This window comes from Petrotoga sp. 9T1HF07.CasAA.8.2, assembly GCF_002895585.1.
In the GTDB taxonomy this organism is placed as follows: Bacteria; Thermotogota; Thermotogae; order Petrotogales; family Petrotogaceae; genus Petrotoga; species Petrotoga mobilis.
In genome coordinates, this window is the sequence record NZ_AZRI01000036.1 from 95,292 (window position 1) to 114,852 (window position 19,561).

Genomic DNA, 19,561 nt, shown 5'->3' on the forward strand with positions numbered 1-19,561 from the left:
GCAACTGATAAATTTTCAACCAGCATAAAATGTTGATGAACCATGCCTATACCATTGTCTATAGCATCAGAAGGGCCTTTGATATCAACTTTTTTTCCTTTTATGTAAATCTCGCCGCTTGTGGGTTGGTACAAACCATAGAGTTGATTCATCAAAGTGGTTTTTCCAGCGCCATTCTCACCGATTAGTGCATGAATCTCTCCTTTTTTTACTTTAAAGGTAACTTTATCATTTGCAACAACCCTGGGAAATATTTTAGTTATTTCTTTCATGTATACTGCATAGTCATTTAACTCTTCATGGATATTTTCTGTTTGAGGCATCTGCAACCTCCTTTCAACTTCAGGAATAAAAGTTTTAACAAACTTTGATAAATAATCTACAAAATAGGCGGGATTTTATCCCGCCTCATATTTGCAATAAATGAGTAAATTAGAATGGAAAAACTATATTACTTGCATTAAAGGAACCTAATTCAGCTTCGCTTTGAGGGATATTGATTTTTCCTTCCTTGGCAAGTGATTGTAAATATGCCAATTCTGCTATTACTTCGTTTGGTATAAGTCCCTTGGTATATTTCATTGGAGATATTCCAACACCGTCATCGACTATACCTAAGTTGTTATGTCCAGATTGAAAATATCTTGCTGACAAAGCTGAGTTGATACCATCAAAAGTTGCTACATCGATCTTTTTTGTGATACTAAGTAAAACATAACCAGGTGCCATATAATCTTGATCAACATCGACTCCTATTGCGAAGTAACCCTCACCTTTTTCATAATATTTATCTATAACCTGTTGTAGAGGCGCATTTGCTGGTAAACCGTAGAAAGACATTCCTTTTTCTTTTGCTGCGTCGATGACACCATTACCTGTTGCACCAGCACATGCAAAGACGATATCTGCGCCGTTGTCGTATTGAGAAAGGGTTAACTGTTTGCCCTTTGCAGGGTCTTCAAAACTGGCAGCGTACCCGATTAAAACTTGGACATTGGAACCATGGATTTGATTGTAGGCTTCAACTCCTGCTCTGTAACCTATTTCATATCTTTTGACCGGGGGTATTTCTATTCCACCAACGAAACCTATCTTACCTGTTTTGGTCATGGCAGCCGCTACGTATCCACCTAAGAAGCCTGCCTCATGTTCTTTGAAGGTGTAAAGGGCTAAATTGTTTGGGACCGTTTGACCTGGAGATGGTTCTATATCTATTCCTATGAAAAATGTATCTGGATATTGAGCGGAGATATTGAATAAGGCATCTGCCATCATAAATCCAACTCCAATTACTACATCTCCTCTTTGAGCTGCGTTGGTTAGATTTGGAATATAATCAGTTTGTTCCTTGGAAATGATTATTTCTCCCTCAACATTTGGAAGTTGATCCATAGCCATTTGAACTCCAGCCCATGTTCCGTCGTTGAAAGACTTGTCTCCCAAACCACCCACATCAGTTACCATAATAACTTTTAAAGCGAAAGAACTTACAAACATTAAACTGATTAAACTAAGAACTAGCAACTTTTTCATGTTTTCCTACCTCCTTTGGGTAAATTTACTTGTTTTTTTGAAAGTAAAAGTTTCTAACAAACAACAGAGAAGTTAAAAGTAATAAAATTATTCCAAATATATAGTTTATAGTGTAGTCAACAGTGTGAATACTAGGATAGCCAGTTTGGCTGAAAACCTGAAGGGGAGTTACTTGTATGAAGCTAAGAATGCTTATTATATACATAGATATTAAAGAAACAAATTTTGTGATTTTCTCTTCAAAAATGACAAGAATCGTTATACTTAAAAAAAACAAAAGAAAGATTTTTGTACCATAAACAGTGTTATAGGCTCTTAAATTTATTTTGTCGACCTTTTCTACGTCAAAAAAGGCTTTTATAGTGGGTAACAAGGGATCGATTAGATCAGTAGATTGAAGGAGTTGGTTTGAAGTTTCTATGAATTTAGATTCGAATTCTGCATCAGAAAATTTTAACACATCGTTGGCTTGGACTTTTAATGCGTCTAACTCATTATAGATATTTCTTTCTGCAATTTCTGATGAATTAACAAAGTCAATAACCTCTTTTGAAAAATCAAGTGGTATACTTCGGTAATTTTGTACTTTATCAATTTTCAAGCCGTCTCTATTTGTTTGAACCGATGATCCTTGTAGGTTTGACAAAACTTGTGAGTTCAAAAGATCAGCTAAAAAAGATGAAAAAGTTGATCTATAAAAAGTGTTGACTTTTGAGTATTCGCTTCCTAAGTATGAATTCAAACTGGATATAGTTTTATGAAATGGAGCATGTGGGTAAACAACAACATCGTTCAATAATTGAGCTTCAAAAGTGGAATTATCAAACTGAGTATTATTTTGCATCAAAAGATCGTAAGAATAATATGAGGGTACGAATAAAGTAAGCAACACCAAGAAAAAGATGGAAAAGTTTATAATTTTTTCTGTAAAATTGGTCTTTTTTCCGAAACTTTTAAAGAGCAAAACGGCTAAAAACAAAAACACAAAAGTAACTATATAGCTTCCATATAGAAAGGAAGATATTGTATCTTTTATAGGATTGTAGAAGATCAGAAGATAGACAAATTCAACTCCAAAAATACTTAAAGCTGTCACCCAAAGATACTTTCTTAAAAATAAGAAAGTTATAAGAATCAAAACAGCATAGATGATAATTCTTATAAAAGAAATATTAGTCCCAGTCTTGCCTTCCTCAATAAATATTTGAGTGACTTGTTGTACTTGGCGGTTGGTTTCATCTATTAGCGAATTGACATAATTGTAAGAGAGCTGATCTATCGCGATTTGGAGTGGCCTTCCAGTTATACCAGATTGTACAAGCTGCTGAATTCCTTGTTCTAAACTTTCTCTATTTTCTAATATTATCTCATTAAATTCAGGATTAGCTTCCCCTTCATATATGTAAAATCTTTTATCTAAAATCTCAGCCTTAGATTCGAATCTTTCAATATTAGTGAAAGGAGCGGTATCAACAATTCCCAAAGAATATATAATAACGTTGCCAAAATAAGTTAAAGCATCATTTTCTAAAGATCTTGTATAATCTTGAACGGTTGCAAAGTAGGCTGGCATAGATCTAATCATCTCTTGTGTAATTTGTTCGCCAGAAAGATCGGATTGAACATACACTAAGAATCCCGCAAAAGCCAATTTTTCTTCAATTGTAGTTAATTGAGACTCTACATTGTCATAAATCTGAGAAAGATAAGTTTGAATATTTGTAGGTCTATCAACGTATTCAGCACTTCCTATCATTTGAGTTCTATAAAATCTATACAATCCTAAATTGTTAAGTTCTTGGAAAAAAGAATTGAATTCTTCGTTGGAAAGATTACCATCACTGTTGTAGGTTTGAATAAGCGATGTATAAACATCTCTAACTGCTTCAACATCGAGGGTGAAAGCTGTTAAAGAAAAAATGACTGTAATTAATAAAATGGCTAATTTCTTCATCTCTATCCTCCAAATTATGTAATTATTTAGAACAACAAATAAATGATTGATTTTATTATATCATTTTTTTTGTAGTTGTTCAACCTTGGATTATCTTAATTATACTTGATTATTAGTAATTATATCCTTTTAAAAACGATTAAAGATGATTAAGAGCTTTTTCATTAAAAAATTAAGGTAATTAAATGTTGATTGAGAAAATCTGATGTGGTAAAATAATCCTATAAAATACTTATAAGAGGAGAGATTGATATTTCAAAAAAATTTCATTTCTTAATGGTTCTATCTATTTTTTTGGCAGCGTCTTTATTTTCAGAATCAATTTTTTTAGAAGTCAACAATTTCAACATTGGGGAAAGAGCATTTCATATAGATTTGGGCAAAAATTACGCGATAATTGCCGATTACCAAGGTACAGCTCATTTTATAGATATCTTTACTTTAGAAAAAATTGAGTTTACACAAGCTATCTTACCTATGGGTGGAGCATTCGATGGAGAATTTTTTTATGTTATTGATAATTACAATAAAGAATTACTAAAAATCAAAAACAACAAGGTGATGCAAAAATTAATCTTAGATTCTAAACCTGTAAATATAAAACTTATAAACAACGAATTGTACATATTAGGCACAAATCCTTTTAAATTATACATTGTCGATTACAACCTGTTTATAAAAAAATCAATGGTCCTTCCTGTGCATAGCCCGTTAATTAGAAATATAGGCAACCAAGTTTTTATACCTTTATTTGATAATTTTCAAAACAACGTGTTTTTAACCGATTTGCTTTTTTTGATTCCTAATAATGATACTTATATTGTAAATTATAACCATATAGAACATCCTATAGATATTGTAGGATCAAATGGAATCATTTATATGGTTTCGTATTACAATGGCAATTTGTATAGGAATGATTTCAGAAAACAGCCTAAAATAGCTCAATTTGGAAGGTACACTACAAACATTGAGATATACAAAAATAATATTGTGGGCAATTCTCTCATGGGTGGTGTTTATTACTACGATCTCTCCTCTGGTGAAACCAACGTTATTTTAGATGATGTACCAATTAGTGATATTTCTGTTTCTCCCAATGGACAATACTTATTCGCTATCTCACATATAGAAAATAAGCTTTTTGTAATTGAGGGTACGAACGTCTATCAAACAATTGATACCTACAATTATCCAATCGACGTTGAGTCTCCTACTGATAATGTAGTTTTGGTACTTTGTACCGATTCTTCGAAGTTGCAGGTTATAAGATACTTTGAATGAGTGTTTTAATATCAAACACCGTTTTTTGTAATTTATCTTTGTATATATCAGAAATTTCTTTGAAATCATAATTTGAAGAAACGGTGTCGTAATAGATAAAGGGTATTTCAGGAGTGCTTTTATAAAAAAAGTTGTAATCTTCCTTTATGTTTTTTAGGACTCTTCTATTCTTAACATTGTTGAAAGTTAATGTTTGCCCAGCAAAAAAGATTCCAGTTAGAGCACTGTGTAAACGATCAGATATAATTATTTTAGATTGAGAAATTTCTTTGGTTATTTTATTTGGGTCTTTAAAAGGGAATTCAGCGGATACCTTGGTTTCTTTTCTAATGTTTTCAACTAATTCATAATTTTTTAATGTGTCTTGGGTTGCATTTATTACTAAAGTGGAAAGTGTATAATGTTCAAAAGTTGATAAGAATTCTGTTAAAAGCTGTAAATCATGTTCTTCTTTCAAACAAACTGATATTTTGTCTGTTTTTTTATAAGTATAATTTAAAAAAGGATATGGTCCTACATCTACACCTAGAGAGATATTTTTATTGTATTTTTTTGCAAAGACATAAGATGTTTCATCTCTCAAATTAGCGTAAAGTTTTGGGTAAGAAAGGATTTTCTTTAATTTTTGGAGGCTTCGTTTTTGGTTAAAAGATCCAAAACCTTGGGATAACAGTAAGATTGTTTTATTAAATTTTTCCCCCAGGTGGGCTATATAGTAATAGTACATAAAACTTCTGTAAGATGTTTCGGATTGAAAAAGGTTTCCTCCTCCAAAAATTATAACATCACTCTCTTTTATAGTTTTACGTATTTCGTAGAAATTGAATCTTGGAACAGTGATTATTTGAAATCTATATTCTTCATCGAATTCCAACTCGTTTTCAAGAGGTAAGAATATAATTCCATCGAATTTTATTTCATTTAATATTTGTAAGAAACTTTTTAACAATAGATCATCTCCATAGTTGCCGTACCCATAAAACCCAATTAAAAAAATTTTTTTCATCTTTTTTCCTCCAAATTAATTATTTAAAAATCATTATTTAGGAAAATGTTGTTTTTGAAAAGAAAAATAAAATAGATAAAATAAAGGTGGGTGAAAATTATTGTTTGATAATATCAATTTTCAGATTATTCCAAATACTATGGATGCATTATCTTTAAGGCAAAATGTGATTTCTCAAAATATAGCAAATTATGAAACACCTGGGTACAAAAGAAAGTACGTTGATTTTGAAAACGAGTTACAAAAAGCGTTGAGTGAAGATTCAGCTTTGACTCTTAAAGTGAATAGAGACCAACACATAAATAATACCTTATCTTTAGGAAAAATTCAACCAAATATTCAAATAGATAATTCCAAATCGCTTAGAGATGACGGAAACAATGTCGACCCCGATATGGAATTGGTAAGAATGACTCAAAATACCTTAAAATACAACACTTTATCCAGATTGACGACCTATGCAATCCAAAGATATGAAACAGCTATTAGAGGTGGTAAATGATGGATGGGTTATTTAAGGTTTTGGATATTGCTGCAAGCGGTATGACAGCAGAAAGATTTAGGTTAGACGTTATTTCTCAGAATTTGGCTAATTCAGATACAACTAGGACAGAAGAAGGTGGACCTTACAGAAGAAAAGCAGTAATCTTTCAAGAAGCACTCAGTGAAAGTACAAATGGAGATAGGAATTTTGGCGGAGTGAAGGTCTCTTCTATAGTAGAGGATCCCTCACCTTTTAGATTAGTATATGACCCTAACCACCCCGATGCAGACGCTGAAGGATACGTTAGTTATCCTAATGTCAATGTATTACGAGAAATGGTCGATATGATGTCTGCCCAAAGAGCTTATGAGATGAATGCAGCGGTTGTAAATTCAGCCAAAAGCATGTACAATTCTGCCCTTGGAATAGGCAGATAAGTAAGGAGGTGAGCATTGATGACAGAAGGTATAAATGGAATAAATGGGATTGACCCCAATAAATTAGCTCCAGAAAAAACTAAACAAGAAGATAAAAATTTAGACTTTTCTAAATTATTAAAAGATGCAATTGAGGAAGTAAATTCAATCCAAAAGAATGCTGATAAAGTTGCAGCAGATTATGCCGCAGGCAATATAACGGATATACATCAAGTTATGATTGCTGCAGAAAAGGCTTCTCTTTCGTTACAATTAACAACAGAAGTTACAAATAGAATCGTTGAAGCATATAAAGAAATAATGAGAATGCAGATTTAATTATGTTTTTTCTCCCTTATAAATATTATCAATTTGATCTTTAAATGGTTGGGTATTTTTACCCAATCTTTTTGTTTTATTATATTTTATTAAAATTTAAAAAAAGTTGATAAAAGTTTGTTATAATTTATGCATATAGTGAAAGGAGGTGATTTTTATGGAAGAAATAATCAAAAGTGCAGAAAAGTACATTGAGGAAAATCCTGAAGTAGATTTAGAAAAGTTGGAAGAATTCTTAAGAGGAATCTACGATGAAAAAGACGTTGATGAGTACTTTGCTCAGATCGGTGAAATTTTATCAGCGATGGAAAATTATTATGAAGATCCTTTAGATCTATTCATTAATGATGATGAAAAAGATAATAAATAAGGGGGAGGGCAAAGTTGACAAAAGAAGAAAGAAGTTGGATTTTGTACGATTGGGCGAATTCCGCGTATTCAGTTGCTATAACCACCGCACTGTTACCAATATTCTTTAAGGATTATGCCGCTGCTCACATGCCAGATTATTTATCGACTGCTTATTGGGGTTATTCATCTACTATAGCAACTTTGATAGTGGCAATTTTGGCACCAATTTTAGGGACATTAGCTGATTATAAGGATTATAAAAAAAGGTTCTTGCTTTTCTTTCTTTTGATGGGTGTTGTGTTTACAGCTTCTTTGTCATTGATTCAAGAAGGACAATGGTTTTTTGCCTTAGTGTTATATGTTTTATCAAGCATAGGATTCTCTGGAGCCAATGTTTTCTACGATTCCTTTTTAACGGATGTAACTTCAAAAGAACGTATGAATTGGGTATCATCTAGCGGTTTTGGATGGGGTTATATAGGTAGTACTATACCATTTTTAATTGGACTTATTTTTATCTTGAATCCTTCATTAATCGGCCTTAAATCTACTACTGCAGCAACAAAGTTGGCATTTGTTATCACTGCAGTGTGGTGGTTTGTTTTTTCAATCCCAATCATGAAAAATGTTAAGCAAACATACTATGTAGAAAAAACGAAAACTCCAATAAAAGATTCTTTTAAAAGGCTCTCGCAATTTTTAAAGAATATGAAAGGCAACAAAAATGTTTTTCTCTTTTTATTGGCATATTTTTTCTATATAGATGGAGTGGATACAATAATAAGGATGTCTTCTTCTTACGGACTTGATGTTGGACTTAACGCCAACGATTTGCTGGTCGCTTTTTTGGTGATACAAATAGTAGCTTTTCCGTTTGCCTTGTTGTATGGAAGATTATCCAAGAGATTTTCTACAAAAAATTTGATATATTTTGCAATTTTTGTCTATACTTTTATCACTGTTTTTGCTTTTTTCTTAGAAACCATTGTCCAATTTTGGATATTAGCTATGTTAGTAGCATCTTCTCAAGGTGGGATTCAAGCTCTTAGCAGGTCACTTTATGGTCGCATGATACCAAAGGATCGATCTGCAGAGTATTTTGGGTTCTACAATATATTTGGAAAATTTTCAGCAATTTTGGGGCCCTTTTTAGTAGGGATCTTCACACAAATTGGGAAGAGTTCTAGATGGGGAGTTGCAAGCTTGCTCTTTTTGTTTATCATTGGAGGAATACTTTTCTATTTTGTAAAAGAGCCTGAAGAAGCGTAAAATTATCGGCTAGAAAGGAGATGCAAATATGGATAGTCACGGTAGTTTCTGTGAATTTCTCGATCTACCACCGTAATGATTGAAAGGAGGAGTAAAATTGAAGGTTGAAGTAAAAGTTGATATAAAAAAATTAATAAACGAAAAGGAGTTTAAACTTCTAAAAGAGTTGTTAAAAGAACAAGAACCCGCAAAAATAGTAGAGATGATTGAAGAATTACCTCACGATGAAAAAATTGTTGTTTTCAGATTTTTGCCTAAAGACACCGCTGCAGAAGTTTTTTCTCAGTTAGAGAAAGATGATCAAATGGAACTACTTTCTCTTTTTAAAGAAGATAAGTTGAAAGAAATAATAGAAAATATGGAACCAGATGATAGAGCTGATCTTTTAGAAGAACTTCCTGCCAACGTAGTAAAGCGCTTACTTGCCCATCTTTCTCCTGAAGAGAGGCAAAACACTGTTATTCTTCTTAATTATCCAGAATACTCTGCAGGAAGGATAATGAACCCAAATTTTTTGGATCTCAAAGAAAGTATGACAGTTAAAGAAGCGCTTAATCATATTAAGGATGAAGGCAATAAAAAAGAGACTATCTACACTTTGTTTGTGATAGATAACACTAGAAAATTGAAGGGGACAGTAGAATTAAAAGATTTGATTTTTTCAGAAGAGAATGAGATTATAAAAAATATAATGAATGAAACCCCAATCTATTCAACGGTTTACGATGATGAGGAAGAAGTTGCAAGGGTCATGCAAGATTATGATCTTTTAGCTATTCCAGTAACAGATAGCGAAAAAAGACTGGTAGGGATAATAACCATTGACGATATTGTAGATGTTTTAGAAGAATCAGCCACAGAAGATATCCAAAAAATGGCAGCAGTAGGAGTAACAGAGACTTCTTATTTTCATACTTCGATTTGGGAACTTGTAAAAAGTAGAGTAATTTGGCTTGGTGCTTTACTACTTTTTGAGAGTATTGCTGTTTTTGTAATTGAAGGATTTTCAGACGTTCTACAGAAAATTACTGTATTAGCAGCATTTATGCCGACCATTAACGCCATAGGCGGAAATACTGGAAGTCAAATGTCTGCTATAGTAATTAGATCAATGGCAGTTGGAGATATTGAAGAGGATGATTTTAAAAAGGTTTTAGGAAAAGAGTTTTTTTCTGGTATAATTTTAGGTATAATTCTAGGAGTAATCATGTTTTTAAGATCAATAGTCAATACTCGAGAACCCTTAATTATGTTGAGTTTATCTTTATCTATAATTATAGTAGTTATGATTTCAAATCTTTTAGGAGCCATACTACCTTTTCTTGCCAAAAAGATACATTTAGATCCTGCTTTGATCTCTGGACCATTTATTTCTACTTTGATGGATATACTAAGTATGTTTTTTTATTTTTCTATTTCCGCGTTACTTCTTAAAGATTTGTTATGAATAACAAACAACAAAAAAGTGAATTAGAACTTGATGGAAGGAACTGATATAATGAACGAAATGGATATTCAAGAGATCACCAAAAAAATTAAAGAATTACCTACGCCTGATTTTATTGTACAAAGAATTATAAACATAGCCAACGATCCCGATGCTGATATAAATGACTTGCATAATATGATCGTTCAATCTCCTGCTTTAACTGCAAAGATTTTAAGACTATCTAATTCGGCTTATTATGCACTACCTAAGAGAGTAACGAAACTAACACAAGCGATAAATCTACTCGGGTTCAAAACGGTAAGGAATTTAGCCTTAAGTATTTTTACCGTCGAGAATTATTTTTCTCAAGAAATACCTTTTTTCAATACACAGCATTTTTGGGTTCACTTGATCTCAACTGGAGTGGCCTCAGAACTTTTAGCAAAATATCTTAATTCCCCTGATAAAGAAGAAGCCTTTATGTGTGGTGTTTTGCATGATCTTAGTAAAGTAGTAATGGCCCATATCATGCCCGATGTTTTTGAGATGGTCATTAAAGTTGCTCAACACGAAAAAATTTCTTTTTTTCAGGCAGAAAATATGTTATCAACTTATTCACATCAGCAAATTGGTAAAAAGCTTTTTGAAAATTGGAATATGTCGGACTTAGTCATAGCAACCGCTACCTATCATGATAATCCCTTAGAGTCTAGTAATGAAGAAGCAAAAAAATTATTGTATATTGTAAATGTTGCGAATATAACTACCAATTTGTATTTTTATGGTTATTCGGGATGCTTCGATATTCCTGAGGTTGATTTAAAGGTTTGGAACTTTTTGGGATTAAATTATAATAAATATTCCAGTTATTTTGAAGAATTCAAAGATATTATTAAAAGGTCTCCTGAGTTTACGAATATGAAAGAAGTGTTCGATGATATGGAGGTGACATCTGATGGCTCAGTATAGAAGAGAAATGCTTGAGTCTGAAATGAAAAAATTAATTACCCAAGGTTTTTCTCAATTAAAGGATCCTAGATTAAAAGACAAATTTATTGATATAAATATGGTACGTCTATCAAAAGATAAATCTTATTTAGATGTATATGTTTCATCCCTCGATGAAGATGTTGATGCTATTATCGAAATTCTAAACGACGCAAAGGGTATGTTTAGAACTCTTATCGCAAAAAATATTAAAATGTTCAAAGCCCCCGAAGTAAGGTTCCATAAAGACGAAGGTATTGAAGCAAGTATAAGAATAAATAAACTAATAGAGAAAATAGAGAAAAACGAGGAGAGTAAATGAAAAGTGGCTTTTTAGTAATCAACAAACCAAAGGGTATTACTTCCCATGACGTTGTCTCAATAATCAGAAAAAAACTTGGAATTAGGAAGATTGGTCATGCTGGTACTCTTGATCCCTTTGCTACTGGGGTACTAGTTGTAGGAATAAATAAAGCTACAAGACTATTAGAATTTTTCCAAACCGAAAAAAAGACATACTATGTAAAAGCTGAATTGGGGATCGTTACAGATACTTTTGATATAGAAGGAAAAGTACAAGAAAAGAACGAAGTTACTCAGCAACACATCTCTAATTTAAAAGACATATGTTTTTCATTTGTGGGGGAATATTTGCAAGTTCCTCCTGCATATTCGGCTAAAAAATATAAAGGTAAAAAGCTTTATGAATATGCGCGTGAAGGTAAAATAATTAATCTTCCTCCAAAAAAAGTAAAAATATATCAGCTTTCAAATTTTTCACAAGAAGGACAAGAATTTAGTTTTAATGTAGAAGTAAATTCTGGAACTTACATAAGATCATTAATCATGGATATAGGATATGCTTTAGGATGTGGAGCTGTTACCAAAGAACTTTGTAGAATAAAGAGTGGTAAGTTTGAATTAAAAGATAGTATTCTGTTAGAAGAAGTTTCGTTGGAAAAAATGTTAAAAATGGATGAGGCTTTAGATCTCCCTTACGTTAAGATTAATAACGGTCAACAAGTCATTAAAGGGTACCAAATTTATAAAGATAATATTTTAGAATTTTCTAATTTCAACAAAAATGATTACGTTAAAATATACGATGAAAAAGGGTATTTTTTAGGAATAGGTAAAGCTGAAAAAAAATCAACATTTTTAAAAACTCTCTTTAAAGAAGAAGAAAGAAACGATAGAATAGTAAAAATAAATAAAATTCTGTACGAGGTGACATAAAATTGTACGCACTCACAATCGGAATCTTTGATGGTGTACATAAAGGCCATCAATATATATTGAAAAATACTCTCCAACTTGCAAATAATTTACGGTTTGACCCCTTGATTTTGATGTTTAGATATCCTCCTGAAAAGTATATTGGAGGTTTTGAAGGCCTTATCCTACCTAGTTGGAGAAGAAAACAAATCTGCGAAGATTTGGGATTTAAGGTTGAAGTAAAAGATTTAGAAGAAGTATGGGGATTACCCCATGAACAATATCTTGAAGAATTGATGAAAAAGGGTGTAAAAGCAATAGTGTGCGGTGAAGATTTCACCTTTGGGAAAGATGCCTTAGGCGATGTGGAATATTTACAAGCTGTTAGTCAAAGCAAAGGTTTGGTGGTCAAAGTACTGAAAGATTTAAAAAGTCAAGGAAACAGGGTTAGTTCTTCCGCAATAAAAAGAGAGCTAAAATCAGGTAATATTAAGACGGCAAATGAAATGCTTGGAAGGCCTTGGACTCTGGAAGGTACAGTCTATGAAGATAGGCATCTAGGGTTTAAACTTGGCTTTCCAACTGCAAATATTAACGTTTGGGAAAAAGAGAAAATCATATTACCAAAGTTTGGTGTTTACATTGTAAAAGGATATGTAAAGGGACGATCAGGTTTCTTGTGGGGTTTAATGAATGTCGGTTTAAGGCCAACTTTTAACGAATATAAAAAAATCCCGAAAGTTGAAGTTTATTTTTTGGATTTTTTTGGTGATCTATATGGTGATTATATTGTTTTAGATGTAATTGATTTTTTGCGGGACGAGGTAAAATTTAAAAATGAAAGAGAATTAATTGCTGCTATGGAGAAAGATGAAGATCAAGCTAGAAAGATTATACAGAAACATTATATATAGAAGGGAGATGAACTGTTTTGCCTACTTGGGATTTAACGTTTTTTTATTCTTCACCCAAGGACTCACAAATTAATGAAGATTTCGAAGAAAGCTTGAGAAAAATCAAAAAGTTACAGCAGCAATATTATGACAAACTATCTGACCCTTCTTTGACGCCAAGTGAGTTGAAAAATTTCTTCCAAGAGTTTGAGAAAATTTTAAAAATGCATAATTTTACTTACCAGTATTGTCACTTACTTTATGATTCCAACACCCAAGATGAAACTGCTCAAAAACTCTATGCCACGGCTAAAGATTACGATTCAAAGATAGAAATGGAATCATCCTTTTGGAAGCCGAGGTTATTGAAGCAAAGTGAAGAGAAATTAAATGAATTGATGCATGACCAGGAATTGAAAGATTACACTCATGTGATTCAACGGCTTATTAAATCAAAAAATCATATCTTGAGTGAAGATGCCGAAAAGGTATTAGCTGCTATGTACAACTCATCACGTGGAGGCTTTGAAGAGCTATATGGTCGGTTAACAAGTTCATATACTTTCAAGTTAGAGATCGATGGGGAAATCAAAGAATTAACCGATCCACAAGTAAGGGCTTTAAGAAGAAAACCTGATTTAAAATTAAGACGTCAAGCAATGAAAGAATTCTTTAAAAAGTATGACGAAGATAGCCTCATCTTCGAAAAAACATACAATTCTATCGTAAAAAATTACAACACAGAGGCTAATTTGAAAAACTTCCAAAGGCCGATTTCTATGAGAAACTTGAACAACGAAGTTGAAGATGAAATTGTGGAAACCGTTATAAAGGTCACCACTGACAGAACGCCTATGGTTCACCAATATTACAGATGGAAAGGTAAAAAGTTGGGTATAGAACAAACGCTTGCTGATATCTATGCGCCTTTAACAAACGTGGAAAAAGAATATTCTTTTGAAGAGGCACAGAAGATTGTTTTAGATTCATATTACGAGTTCGATGAAGAAATTGGAGAAATTGCTGAATCTTTCTTTAAAGAAAAAAGAATCGATGCTGAAATAAGAAAAGGTAAAAGAGGTGGAGCTTACACATCTTATGCGCTTCCAAATAAAAAACCTTTTATTTTGTTGAATTTTACAGGGACTCTTGCCGATGTAGGTACTTTGGCGCATGAGTTGGGACATGGGATACATGGAACTTTAGCCTCTGAACAAAACATTTGGAATTATCACCCTCCTTTAACGATGGCGGAAGTTGCCTCTGTCTTTGGTGAGATGTTGGTTATTGACAAGATACTACCCACTCTTTCAGAAGAAGAAAGAACGGGGTACCTGGCATCAAATATTGAAGGAATGTTTTCGACGATGTTTAGACAAAATATGATCGCCAGATTCGAAATATCATCTCACAATTTGATAGAACAAAATGGAAGTGCAAGTTGGAAAGAACTTGCAGAACTGTATAAAAAAGAATTAGAAATAATGTTTGGTGATTCAGTAATAATACCAAAAGAATATTACTATGAGTGGGCAAGTATACCTCATATCTTTAGAACACCTTTTTACGTGTATGCATACAATTTTGCTAATTTATTAGTCTTAGCTTTATACCAACAGTACAAGGTTGAAGGAAAATCTTTTGTACCGAAATACAAAGAGTTGCTTAGAAGTGGTGCAAAAGATTCACCTAAAGAATTACTAAAAAAAATTGGGATTGACATTTCAAATAAAGATTTTTGGGAAAAAGGTTTTGAATTCATAGAAAGGGAATTTATTAGCAAATTAGATTGAATTAAGTTAACCAAATTTAACATGTTTTTAAATAATGGATTTAATCCAAGGGAGAATTTATCTTGGTTCCTAAAATTATAATAACTACGCATAAAAATGCTGATTTTGACGGTTTTGCTGCATGTGTTGCGGCATCATTAATATATGAAGATGCTATTATTGTACTTGAAGGAGAACCTCAGCAAAATCTTAAGGAATTTTTGAATATATACGATATTCCATACGAAAAGGAAAATAATTTTATAAAAGATTATCAAGAAGAAATAAAAAACCACAAGTTCGAAAAAGTTGTGATTGTAGATACTGCGGATATCAATAGAATTCCTGAATTTATAAAATCTCTTATTGAGCAAGGAATAGAAGTTGACATATATGATCATCATCCAGAGTTAAAGGAGCAAAATATCAAAGGTAATAATTATTCAAAAGAAGTAGGTAGTGCCACAACATTAGTTGTTCAAAAATTATTAGAAAGCAAAATAGTTCTTCCTGATACTTATGAAACTCTTTTTTTAATAGCAATTCATGAAGATACTGGAAATTTTGTATATTCTACAACAACGTCATTGGATCATCAAATCTCTGCAGAATTATTAAAAGGCGGTGCCAGGATAGAAGAGGTAGAAGAGTTTGTTTCGTTAGAAATGACAAAAGAGCAAAAAGAACTTTTTGACAAACTCTATAACAATGTTCAAGAGCTTACCTTGGAGGAAATAACAATACATATCGCTTATTCTGAAATCGACAAATTTATAGGTGGGTTAAACGTTATAACCCACAAATTGTTTGAAACTCTTACTCCGGATGTTTTGTTTATTGTTGTAAAAATGGGCAAAAGCATTTATATAGTTGCAAGATCAAGGATTGAAGAAATAGATTTAAATAAAATACTATCTTTATTTGGTGGCGGAGGTCATAAAAAAGCTGGTTCAGCTAAAACAAAAGGTCTTAGAATACAAGAGGTTATTGACAAAATTAAAAAAGAGTTAAAATCTTCTTTTGTCCCAGTTTTAAGAGCAAAGCATATTATGTCATCTCCCGTAAGAACCATATTATCATTTGAAACGGTTGAAAGGGCTCATGAATTGATGTTTCAAACAGGACATTCTGGCCTCCCAGTAATTTCTGATAATAAATTAGTGGGTATTGTAACTAAAAAAGACATAGAAAAAGCAATGAAACATGGTTTAAAAAATGCACCTGTTAAAGCTATAATGAGTACTAACTTAAAAGTTGCTGATGTAGAAACCTCATTGAATCAAGTGAGAAGGATCATGGCAGAAGCAGACATCGGAAGGATTCCCGTTTTAAAAGATGGTATACTTGTTGGTATAATAACTAGAACAGACCTTTTGAGGGCAACTAACGGAGTTTTTAATTTTTCACTTAGCCCAATTTTAGAAGAAAAGTATAAATCGCAAAATCTAAAAAAAGAAATGGAAAAAATTCTACCCACATCTATTCTTAATCTTCTAAAACTTATTGGCTTGTATGGGAATGAGTTGGGGTTAAACGTATATGTAGTAGGAGGATTTGTCAGGGATCTTTTGCTAGCGATTAGCTCTAAATCAAACGGTACAAAGTCAATACCCTACGATATAGATGTAGTAGTGGAAGGGGATGGTTTGTTATTTGGTAAATATGTTGCTAAACAATTGAGAGCAAAATATATTGAACATCCTAAATTTCACACCTGCTCAATTTTTTATAGAAATGGGGAAAATAAGATAATAAGGATTGATATTGCAACCGCCAGAACAGAATATTACGAAGAAGCAGGAGAATTACCAAAGGTGGAATTATCAACTATTAAAAAAGATTTATACAGAAGAGATTTTTCTATAAACGCCATGGCCATAAAACTTAATTCGGGTTCCTTTGGAATACTGATGGATTTTTTTAATTGTAAAAAAGATCTTGAAGAAGGCAGAATCAGGATACTTTATCCACTCTCTTTTATCGAAGATCCTACTCGAATATTGAGAGCTATAAGGTTCGAACAAAGATTTGGTTTTGAAATTGAGCCTAACACCTTAACAAAATTAGAAGAAGCTGTGGAAAATGGATATTTGGAAAAAGTGACTGGAATGAGAATAAGAGAAGAATTAGAAAAAATATTAGAAGAACCTGAACCAATGAAAGCAGTAAAAAGAATGGGTAAACTGAAAATAATTTTCCACTTGTTCGAAAAAACTTACTATTCTCCCACATTAGTAAAAGATTTGGAAAAACTTTTTGATGTTAAGGGATACTTTAAGGCTAACTTACCAAGTTATCTGAATAAAGTCAGACTATTCCACCTAGTTTTAGATGTTCTACTGCAATACACTCCAGAAGAATCTCTCAAAAAAATTAGTGAAAGATATGGATTACCGAAAGATTTTATTAAGAATTTAATGCAAGTGAAAAACGTATATAGTGAAATTTCCAAAGATTTAAATGACAAAGAAAAAATATTAAAATTGTCATATTTCTATGAAAAAACCAACGGTTTTCAAAATGAACAACTAATTTTTTTAGCTGTAAAACTTCCAGAAGAATTATTGGAAAAATACTATGAATATTTACGAAAGATTGAGAAACTAAAACTCTCCATCACGGGGAAAGATTTACTAAAGAAAGGATACGAAGGTGTTCAAATTAAAGCAAAGTTAGAAGAAATAAAGAAAAAACTCTTGAATTGCGAAATACAACCTGGCGAAGAAAAAAATTTGATATAAATTTGACAATTCAATTTTTTTATGTTATAATCCCTAAAATTTAGCAAAAGGAGTTTTTTGAATTTATGACTAATTGTGAAAAAAATTTCATTTCTTATAATCAAATAAATTTAAATAACAATAGGAGGCGCCCATGTAGCCGGTGGATCATAAGCACCGGTAATGGGTGCTTATGAGGTTGGGAGATGGTTATTCTCCTAATTGAGTTTTAATCCATGCGGCTACATCTTTTAAGATGTAGCCGTTTTTTTTAGAGTTTCTAAAGACAGTAAGTTCAAAAGAATAGAGCTAATCGGTGATATGTCAAGAGGTAAAAATCAAAAAAATTGTTAAAAATTAGCGTAACTGACAATACCCATACTTTCAGAAAAACACAAAATAGGCTTGAAAACACAAAAAGATTCACTTGTATCTATTCACCTTAGTAATTCGAATAGATTCGATTTTTGCTCAGCAATGCAAAAATCATGCGAACCAACTTACGAGCCGTGAGCGCGAGGGCTCTTTTGTGTTGATGAGTGGTAACCTCGTAGTATTTTTTCCGATAATACTTTTCGAACTCAGGGGTATAATTTTTAACGGAGCTAGCTGCTTCGATAAAATAGTATCGAAGATACGGGTTACCTGTTTTAGTCATTTCTGTCTCATCAGAGGAATAATTCCCTGATTGCCGTTTTCTCCATGTCAGTCCTGCAAATTTAGCTAAACTATCGTGAGATTGAAAGGAAGCTATCGTACCTATCTCACTGATAATACCAGAGGATATAACAGGACCGATACCCTTGACAGAGATGAGTGATTGATATTCTATGGGATTAAGCCCTTTTACCGTTTTTTCAATAGCCTTATCAACGGTTTTTATTTCATTTTCCAAGGCTTTTATTACGTTGAAGGAAGAAGAGATAGCGATATTCAAAGGTTCATAAGCCATTTTGTCTAATCTGTACGAATTCTTGGCTGCTTGTTTAAGAAGTGTTGCAACCTTCACGGGATCTTTGAATCTGTTTTTACTTTTTTTCATAACGAACTGAGTTAAATCATCGATGGGTTTGTAAACTATCTCATCCAAAGAGTAGAACTCAGTCAAAGCAGCACAAGACGTAGCACCATATATATCGGAAAAGGGCTTATCCCTATTATTCACAGCCAATTCACTGAATTTCAGATAAATGTTGGAAAGCATCCAATTCTTTTCAGAAACGAGTGTTTGAACCAAATGGAACCTATGGCGTGTGAGCCTTTGTAAAGCCAAAAACTGAGAACCACGCCAAGGGGAAGAAGAAATCTTGCCACATCTAGCGAAATCGGCTATGACGTAAGCGTCCAAATGATCTGTTTTATCGATATCGACAAAAGTCTTTTTGTAATTGGCGGTAGTTTTTGGATTAAGCTGATACACAAGAGGCTTAAAAGGCAAAAGTTTCTTATTGGTTGACAGAAAATTGGCTATGTGAGTGCTGTAAAAAGAAGTAGCTTCCAAAGCGATAACGACATAATCAAGGTTGTTAGAAACAAGGCAATTGGCGATAGCCTCAGCGATGTATTCAGCACCTATTCTGTTATTTTTAGTTTCAAAATCAAGGAGTTTGTTGTTTTGAAAATCAATTGCACAAACTGTATTAGTTAGAGAACTCACATCGATACCGACGAATAAAGTAGATAAAACGTCGTAATTCATAGTTATTTCACCACCTTTCGAATAAAGATAAAGGATGAAAGAAAGAGATGCCCTAATCTTAGCAGCCAAAGGCAACCTCGCGCTCTATGAGCATCCACCAATGAAAAATAGCCTTGCTGATGGCCTAATCAAAGGTGATGCAGTAATCGGTTAGCAAGTTGACTGCTAAGTCAGGAAGCAAGCTCTAAAAGCAACGGCCAAAAGGTCTTG

Annotated in this window: 18 protein-coding genes; 13 read left to right on the forward strand and 5 right to left on the reverse strand. The window is 32.6% G+C overall.

What is annotated here, in order from left to right:
- From X925_RS10475 to X925_RS08075, 3 genes are all read right to left on the reverse strand, one after another.
- A partial coding sequence (locus tag X925_RS10475) for an ATP-binding cassette domain-containing protein (protein WP_233187767.1) occupies positions 1–323 on the reverse strand: 323 nt, incomplete at its 3' end.
- A 109-nt stretch (positions 324–432) separates the two neighbouring features.
- Positions 433–1,533, reverse strand: a complete 1,101-nt coding sequence (locus X925_RS08070) for a BMP family protein (protein ID WP_121959644.1) — start codon at positions 1,531–1,533, stop codon at positions 433–435.
- 25 nt (positions 1,534–1,558) lie between these two features.
- Positions 1,559–3,487 (reverse strand): hypothetical protein, encoded by a 1,929-nt coding sequence (locus X925_RS08075; RefSeq protein ID WP_121959645.1) that lies wholly within the window; start codon positions 3,485–3,487, stop codon positions 1,559–1,561.
- 276 nt (positions 3,488–3,763) lie between these two features.
- Between X925_RS08075 and X925_RS08080 the strand changes: the two genes are divergently transcribed.
- Positions 3,764–4,771, forward strand: coding sequence for a WD40 repeat domain-containing protein (locus X925_RS08080; RefSeq protein ID WP_012209473.1), 1,008 nt, complete (start codon positions 3,764–3,766; stop codon positions 4,769–4,771).
- On the opposite strand, the gene X925_RS08085 is transcribed toward X925_RS08080, so the two are convergent.
- The gene (locus tag X925_RS08085; protein WP_012209474.1) at positions 4,752–5,777 is read right to left on the reverse strand and encodes a polysaccharide pyruvyl transferase family protein; all 1,026 of its coding nucleotides are present in this window, start codon (positions 5,775–5,777) and stop codon (positions 4,752–4,754) included. The genes X925_RS08080 and X925_RS08085 overlap by 20 nt on opposite strands.
- A 100-nt stretch (positions 5,778–5,877) precedes the next feature.
- Between X925_RS08085 and flgB the strand changes: the two genes are divergently transcribed.
- From flgB to X925_RS08145, 12 genes are all read left to right on the forward strand, one after another.
- Positions 5,878–6,279, forward strand: a complete 402-nt coding sequence (flgB, locus tag X925_RS08090) for a flagellar basal body rod protein FlgB (protein ID WP_012209475.1) — start codon at positions 5,878–5,880, stop codon at positions 6,277–6,279.
- On the forward strand, positions 6,276–6,698 hold the full coding sequence (gene flgC, locus X925_RS08095; RefSeq protein WP_012209476.1) for a flagellar basal body rod protein FlgC: 423 nt from the start codon (positions 6,276–6,278) through the stop codon (positions 6,696–6,698). The genes flgB and flgC overlap by 4 nt, the downstream gene beginning before the upstream one ends.
- An 18-nt stretch (positions 6,699–6,716) precedes the next feature.
- The gene (gene fliE / locus X925_RS08100) at positions 6,717–7,016 is read left to right on the forward strand and encodes a flagellar hook-basal body complex protein FliE (RefSeq protein WP_012209477.1); all 300 of its coding nucleotides are present in this window, start codon (positions 6,717–6,719) and stop codon (positions 7,014–7,016) included.
- Positions 7,017–7,173: 157 nt separating this feature from the next.
- Positions 7,174–7,386, forward strand: a complete 213-nt coding sequence (locus tag X925_RS08105; RefSeq protein ID WP_012209478.1) for a hypothetical protein — start codon at positions 7,174–7,176, stop codon at positions 7,384–7,386.
- Positions 7,383–8,636 carry an MFS transporter gene (locus X925_RS08110; RefSeq protein WP_369973684.1) on the forward strand — a complete coding sequence of 418 codons (1,254 nt, stop codon included), beginning with the start codon at positions 7,383–7,385 and terminating at the stop codon, positions 8,634–8,636. Before X925_RS08105 ends, X925_RS08110 begins: the two co-directional genes overlap by 4 nt.
- A gap of 97 nt (positions 8,637–8,733) precedes the next feature.
- Positions 8,734–10,083 (forward strand): magnesium transporter, encoded by a 1,350-nt coding sequence (gene mgtE, locus X925_RS08115; RefSeq protein WP_012209479.1) that lies wholly within the window; start codon positions 8,734–8,736, stop codon positions 10,081–10,083.
- Positions 10,084–10,134: 51 nt separating this feature from the next.
- Positions 10,135–11,034, forward strand: a complete 900-nt coding sequence (locus tag X925_RS08120; RefSeq protein ID WP_158245444.1) for an HDOD domain-containing protein — start codon at positions 10,135–10,137, stop codon at positions 11,032–11,034.
- Positions 11,021–11,374: a 30S ribosome-binding factor RbfA gene (rbfA, locus tag X925_RS08125; RefSeq protein WP_121959647.1), complete on the forward strand. Its 354-nt coding sequence runs from the start codon at positions 11,021–11,023 to the stop codon at positions 11,372–11,374. Before X925_RS08120 ends, rbfA begins: the two co-directional genes overlap by 14 nt.
- On the forward strand, positions 11,371–12,288 hold the full coding sequence (gene truB / locus X925_RS08130) for a tRNA pseudouridine(55) synthase TruB (RefSeq protein ID WP_121959648.1): 918 nt from the start codon (positions 11,371–11,373) through the stop codon (positions 12,286–12,288). The genes rbfA and truB overlap by 4 nt, the downstream gene beginning before the upstream one ends.
- Before the next feature lie 2 nt (positions 12,289–12,290).
- Complete coding sequence (gene ribF, locus X925_RS08135) at positions 12,291–13,181, forward strand: riboflavin biosynthesis protein RibF (protein ID WP_121959649.1); 891 nt, start codon at positions 12,291–12,293, stop codon at positions 13,179–13,181.
- 17 nt (positions 13,182–13,198) lie between these two features.
- Positions 13,199–14,953 carry a M3 family oligoendopeptidase gene (locus tag X925_RS08140; RefSeq protein WP_121959650.1) on the forward strand — a complete coding sequence of 585 codons (1,755 nt, stop codon included), beginning with the start codon at positions 13,199–13,201 and terminating at the stop codon, positions 14,951–14,953.
- Between the two features lie 62 nt (positions 14,954–15,015).
- Positions 15,016–17,673, forward strand: coding sequence for a CBS domain-containing protein (locus X925_RS08145; RefSeq protein WP_121959651.1), 2,658 nt, complete (start codon positions 15,016–15,018; stop codon positions 17,671–17,673).
- A 421-nt stretch (positions 17,674–18,094) separates the two neighbouring features.
- Here the strand turns inward: X925_RS08145 and X925_RS08150 are convergent, their stop codons facing one another.
- A complete protein-coding gene (locus tag X925_RS08150; RefSeq protein ID WP_121959674.1) occupies positions 18,095–19,351 on the reverse strand; it encodes an IS110 family transposase in 1,257 nt (418 codons plus the stop codon).
- Between the last annotated feature and the right edge of the window lie 210 nt (positions 19,352–19,561).